General features: G+C 62.6%; 6 protein-coding genes. 1 reads left to right on the top strand and 5 read right to left on the bottom strand.

Annotation, left to right across the window (positions count from 1 at the left end; genetic code table 11):
- Positions 1-279: 279 nt before the first annotated feature.
- Complete coding sequence (locus ABX74_RS02875) at positions 280-636, bottom strand: hypothetical protein (protein ID WP_020907776.1); 357 nt, start codon at positions 634-636, stop codon at positions 280-282.
- A 189-nt stretch (positions 637-825) separates the two neighbouring features.
- Between ABX74_RS02875 and ABX74_RS02870 the strand changes: the two genes are divergently transcribed.
- The gene (locus tag ABX74_RS02870; protein WP_019748472.1) at positions 826-1,164 is read left to right on the top strand and encodes an RNA polymerase-binding protein RbpA; all 339 of its coding nucleotides are present in this window, start codon (positions 826-828) and stop codon (positions 1,162-1,164) included.
- 358 nt (positions 1,165-1,522) lie between these two features.
- Here ABX74_RS02870 and ABX74_RS02865 read toward each other — a convergent pair whose 3' ends face one another.
- The 4 genes from ABX74_RS02865 to lnt form a co-directional block, all read right to left on the bottom strand.
- On the bottom strand, positions 1,523-2,701 hold the full coding sequence (locus ABX74_RS02865; RefSeq protein WP_020969637.1) for a PrsW family intramembrane metalloprotease: 1,179 nt from the start codon (positions 2,699-2,701) through the stop codon (positions 1,523-1,525).
- Positions 2,698-3,351: a hypothetical protein gene (locus ABX74_RS02860; protein ID WP_223257808.1), complete on the bottom strand. Its 654-nt coding sequence runs from the start codon at positions 3,349-3,351 to the stop codon at positions 2,698-2,700. Before ABX74_RS02860 ends, ABX74_RS02865 begins: the two co-directional genes overlap by 4 nt.
- A 136-nt stretch (positions 3,352-3,487) precedes the next feature.
- Positions 3,488-4,333 (bottom strand): hypothetical protein, encoded by an 846-nt coding sequence (locus ABX74_RS02855; protein ID WP_019748476.1) that lies wholly within the window; start codon positions 4,331-4,333, stop codon positions 3,488-3,490.
- Positions 4,334-4,425: 92 nt separating this feature from the next.
- Positions 4,426-5,994 carry an apolipoprotein N-acyltransferase gene (lnt, locus tag ABX74_RS02850; RefSeq protein WP_047888177.1) on the bottom strand — a complete coding sequence of 523 codons (1,569 nt, stop codon included), beginning with the start codon at positions 5,992-5,994 and terminating at the stop codon, positions 4,426-4,428.

Raw genomic sequence — 5,994 nt, 5'->3', positions numbered from 1 at the left:
CACGACCACCCCCACACAGCGTTGTGACGATCAGCGCCGGGAACTGTGGCTCGGGGATTGAAGAGAAACATCGCACCGCCTCGATATCGAGTGGAAACCATGTGGCGATCCTGCGAGAGCGCAGCCGAAGGTCATCGACCTCGACGAAGGGTCGCTTCGAAGTCCGAACCTCCCCGAAGGTCCGAACTCAGGATCAGAATTTGTCGTCGTCAGGCGTCAGGCGCACCGCAGTGCTGCGGTGCTCAACGCAAGGCTAGAAACCGGTTGCCCACACCTGCTTCACCGGAAACGTTCGGCTTCACGGGCAAGTTCGGTCAACCGTTCACACAACTGTGCGAGTTCCGAACTTTCGGCTCCCTCGGCAACAGCAGTCGCCACATCTTCGGCGGCGCAGCGAACCTCGAACATCCGATCCACCAGTTCGACGGCCTCGACGGCGGTCAAGATGACGGCGTCAGCCGGGATCGTCGTGCCCTTGACGGCATTGCGCTGCTCGTACGCGCGCTGGCGACAAGACTGGCTGCAGTACCGGCGACGACGACCCACTCCCGTCACCGCGACCTCGCGGCCGCACCACACACACGGGTTTCCGGAACGCGCAGTCTGCGGTGATCCGACGCGTGTGCTCTCAGCCATGAGTCGACACTGTACTCGAGATTCGGACGCCTTCGCTGAACGCGCGCGGTACCCGGTAAGATGGAGAGGTTGCGTCTTCTCGCCACACGGGAACCAATCGGGTGCTCGTGGCGTTGTAGATGAGTGTGAGCGTCTACTCCCCAAGTCAGGGCGCCCACCAGCGGTGACGAACGAAGAGAGGACACCACCATGGCAGATCGCGTACTTCGAGGTAGCCGTCTCGGAGCTGTGAGCTACGAGACCGACCGTGACCATGACCTCGCGCCCCGTCGTATGGCCAAGTACAAGTGCGAGAACGGCGAGATCTTCGACATCCCGTTCGCGGACGAAGCCGAGATCCCCGGCACCTGGTTGTGCCGCAACGGCCTCGAAGGCGCCCTCATGGAGGGAACTGCCCCCGAAGCCAAGAAGGTCAAGCCTCCCCGCACCCACTGGGACATGCTGCTCGAGCGTCGCTCGGTCGAGGAACTCGAAGAGCTCCTCAAAGAGCGTCTCGATTTGCTGAAGGCCAAGCGTCGCGGCGCATGAACTAGCACTTCGATCAAGACCGTCCGGTTCTACACCGGGCGGTCTTTCTCGTTCTACGGGGAGTGATCGTTCACAAGTCGACGTCATACTTCGGCCCTTCTTCGACGTGGCAACTTCAGGATGCTTCGCGGTCCTCAAAGGCACTTCAGGACAACGTCATTCAGCATCCAGGCGCACTCGCGAGCCGACAGTGCGCGGATTCGCGATTCGCGCTGGAGAACCATCGGCACTGCTTCGTGCACCAGTGTGAGCTGTATCCCCCACCCCGCGACACACCAAACTTCGGTACCCCACTCACGCCGACTGGGGTGTGGGTAAATGACTTACGGTGCTGAACGGTACTTCCGCTACTTCGCGGTCACCGAGCGATGCTCTGTGCCGCGGTTCCTTGGCGGAGGCGGGTGATTTCGTTGCGTGATTCGACGACCTGGGAGCTGTCGTCGCCCTTGCTGACAGCAAGGTCGCTGCACAGATCCAGCGCGGCACGAACGATATGTCGTCGTTGGCGACGTTCGGTGCGAGTGGGTGCGGCTTTCGCGTAAGTGCGTTGTTGTCGCCATCCGCCGGCGGCTGTCACCTCGGCGTCGGTCAGGACGCCGGACTCGATTTCCGGGGCGAGAATGTCACGGACGAAGTGGGACTCACGTGGGTGCGCCCAGACGAACGCGATCCACAAGGCAGTGAAAGCGAAGACGATGTCGCCGATCATGATGACGAACACGAGCGAACTGCTGCCGCCGGCGATCGCGAGCATCGAATCCCACACGCCGTGGATCAGGATGGGTGCCACGATCAACGCCAATCCGCGTCCGATCCGCCGGGGCTGGGCCGGGGTGCCGATCAGATAGATCACGCCGGCGCAGAAAAGGGCTGTAAAGAGGGGATGAGAGACGATGTCGGAGTAGGTGCGGGTGGCGATGGAACCGATCAGGCCGTCGGTTTGGTGGGCGCCGAAGCCCTGCGTCGCGCCGGCAATCGAGTACAGAAAGTCTTCGCTGGTCTGAAATCCCAAGCCGATGAAAGCGCCGAGGAGCAGGCCGTCGGTTGCGGTGCGCACCAGTCGCGGTGCAAGCGCGAGGAGGACGACGATGCCGATGCCTTTGGCGGTTTCCTCCACGAACGGTGCAGAGAGGCCCGCATGCCAGTCCTGAGCCCATACCTGCCCGAAAATCTTCGTGTAGAGCGAGCCGACTGCTCCGTTCGCGGGTACTGCGATAGTGAACGTTGCTGCGGTGGCGCCCCAGATGAAGCCGGTGACCACTAGTCCTACGGGTTGGCGTTCGTAGCGGTCGATGTGCCGGAACCACCATGTCCAGACCGCGGCACTGATGATGCCGACGATGCCGGCAACGAGGAGTGCGCGCCCGAAGTATCCGGCGAAGGGGGCGAACATCTGCCAGCCTTTGACGAGGCCGAATCCGCACATCCACAGGTATATCCAGAACACGACGTTGCGTGGTTGGAAGAAGTGAAATTTCTCGCCCCAGGCCGTCGTATCGAATGCGCGGGAGCGGGTTTCGAGGAGATCGCTGCTCACTTGGTGTCTCCCTCATGTGTGCCGATGGAGGCGATCATGTCGGTGATTTCTCGACCGCGGGCGGCGATCTGATCGGGTGGGCCGACTACCTGTACCCGAATCCCCTCGCCGTCGGCGACGAATGTGGTCACCGATCCGGCGGACCGCGGAGTGTCAAAGCTGACCTGGACGCCGCTCAGACCCCCGTCGGTGCTGATCGGCTGGCGTGTACCGGAGACCGCAAGCACGGAACTGCCGTTCGTCGCAAGACTCACGGCATCTGTTTGGGAGAGGAGCTCGTCGGCAGTTCCACTGAATGTGTCGGCGTCGACGCTCACGGTGACGGTGCCGCCGGTCAACGTCACACGTGGGAGCGAATCGGACGCGCCATGTTGGTCGGTTCGGAAACCACTCTCGACATTCCAGCCCGCAGGTGCGGCGAAGGAGACCGTTTCGGTCACGGCCATTCGGTCTCCGGCGCCGGTTGGATCTTCGGAGGAGACAGCGGAATCGATGGCGGGCACGATCACGGTCCAGAGCATCCACACCCCCAAGATCGCGAGGGCGTGTGGGAAGACGCGTGTGTCGAGTCCGAGGAAGCGGTGATCCGCTGGTGGACGTCGTCCGTGTATGGGCTCGTGCTTGTGTGCAGTACTCGAAATAACGCTCAATTTCCCTCGTTTCCATTGCACGGCAGGTGCACTGACTATCGCAGAAACGGACAAATTCCGTGCATCAGCCGGCACCTGCCGGTCATCGAGACGATCGTGCACCAAGTTCCCGTCGGCGCAAGATCACCGAGAGCTCCTAGTCGACGGTGAACCGTCGCATCGCCAGATGTCCGAACACGCCGACCAGAATCAACGTGACGCCTGCGGTCACGGAAACGGAGTCGGTCACCAACCCCGCGATGCCGGTCACGGCTACGAACACCGGCAAAAAGTCGAACAGCCTGAAAATCGACTGCGGTGGTTCGGTTTCGAGGCCCTGAGCCTGAGCGGCCTTGTTCGGCGCATACTCGGGGTACCACTCGGTGAAGGAGATCGCGAAGAAGGTTCCGAGCAACTGCAGAATCCATCCGGTCCAGAAGTTGTCTCCGTCGTGCAGCAGTGCGTCTCCGAACAAGCCCACTGCGGCCGACCATGTGAAGGCGAGCGCCCACACTGCGGTGATGACGTAGTTGATGCGCAGAAACAGTGGCGTCGTCCAATACTCTTCAGGCGTCGACTCTTTCGCGTACTGCAAAGTGAAAGGATTGCGGAGCAGGATCGATCCGAAGGCAAAGACCACCAGCGCGATGTTGGTCAGTTCGCCTCCCCAGAGTTCGAACCACCGAATCGTGTTCGCCGACGCGAGGAGGCCGATGGCCGCCAGAACGCCGAAGAACACGACGTCGAAGACCTCCAACAGCTTCACCGTGCCGCCGCGCCGGTGACTGGCCGCCAAGATCAGCAGCGACAACCCGAGCGCGGCGGCCGCGGATTCCTCGAACCTTCCCGGCCCGGAGAGCAAGGACAGCAGGATCCACGGTGACAGCCCCGCGAGCGGTGACTGCAGCACCGCGTCGACGACACTGGTCTTGCGAACTGCAGTCTGGGGCTCGGTCTTCTCAGGCTGGGCCTTGTCTGGCTCGGTCTTGTCTGGCTCGGTCACAGGAGGCCGCCTTTACGCAGGAACGGGTGGCACAGCGAGTACCCGCGTAGGCGCCCCTCGGAACATCGGCAGCCCGATATCCGTTGCTCGGGTCAGATTGCCGCAGCCTCCTCTGGTGATTGCTCGGCCCGATCTCGGCGCCGGGCTACCAGCGCCATGGCAATCGCACCGACCGCGATGATGCTGAGCACGATCTCCGGCGCCGGACCTACTCGGGTAGCGAGGGTGGAGCTGGTCGAGAGCGGCACCTTGGCCACAAGTGCCGCCGGCACGAACAGGTCGGTCTGCGAAGTCACTGCCCCGTCGGGAGCGATGATGGCGCTGACACCACTGGTTGCGGCCACAACGACGGCACGGCCGTGCTCGACTGCCCGCACACGGGACATTGCCAGCTGCTGATACGTCATCTCGGTGTCCCCGAAGGTGGCGTTGTTGGTCGGTACTGCCAGCAGCTGCGCACCATTGCGCACCGATTCCTGGAACGCCCGGTCGAACGCAACCTCGTAACAAGTCGCGACGCCGATCGGTACACCCGCTGCGTGGACAACGCCGTTGCCCTCGCCGGGCACGAAATTGCCCGCACGATCGGCGTACGAGGAGAAGTTCCGGAAGAAGCTTCGGTATGGCAGGTATTCACCGAACGGCTGGATGATCTTCTTGTCGTGCTGTTCCTGAGGACCATTGGCGCCGTCCCACACGATCACTGAATTGGTGGTCGTACGATCGGCATTCACGAGTACGGTGCCGACAAGAATCGGGGCTCCGATCGCTTCGGAGGCTCGGGTGATGTCGGCCGCGGCATCGGCGTTTCGAAGTGGGTCGATGTCAGAGGCATTCTCCGGCCAGATCACGACGTCAGGCTGATCGACGCGGCCCGCGTCCACCTCGGCTGCCAGTTTCACAGTTTCGGTGACGTGGTTGTCGAGGACCTGCTTGCGTTGCGAGTTGAAGTCCAAGCCCAACCGCGGAACGCTGCCCTGGATCGCGGCGACGGTGATCGTTCGGTCGCCGGAATCCATGGTGGCAAGAAACGGCGACACCACGAGAGCAACGATCACGGGCACGATGGCGGCGGCAACGGCTCCGAAGAATCCTCGGTCCCATCGTTTTGCCGCGACAACGACGACGACTGCTGCCAAGCCGGTACCGGTCAGGGCCACCGCGAAGCTGAGCAGCGGCGCACCGCCGATACTCGCGAGTGGGAGGAGCCACCCTTCGGATTGACCGAATGCGAGCCTGCCCCAAGGAAATCCGCCGAAAGGGACGCTGGAACGAAGCCACTCGGTAAGCGTCCAGGTCGCGGCAATCCACAAAGGTGCCCAAGGCAACCTCGCCACCAGTACCGCCAGCAACCCGAACAGTCCGATGAACAACGACTCCACCGCGGCCAACGCGATCCACGGGACCGCGCCCACGAACACACCGATCCACGGAAGCAACGGCACCAGGAATCCGAGACCGGCCAGGTACCCGTAACCGAAGCCGGCACGAAGACGCAATCCGCCTCGACCGAAGTTCGTCAACACGCACGTCAGAAGAGCGATCCCGACTGGCGCCAGAAACCACAGCGGACGAGGTGGGAACCCGGCGAAGATCAAGAATCCGCCTGCGGCTGCGTACAGCGAACGTAGCCATGCCGAACCGGTGAGCACAGCGTTCAC

This window comes from Rhodococcus sp. ARP2 (assembly GCF_001029585.1).
Classification (GTDB): Bacteria; Actinomycetota; Actinomycetes; order Mycobacteriales; family Mycobacteriaceae; genus Rhodococcus_F; species Rhodococcus_F erythropolis.
Note: the sequence above shows the minus strand (reverse complement) of the source record. Positions and strands in the feature narration are given on the sequence as shown.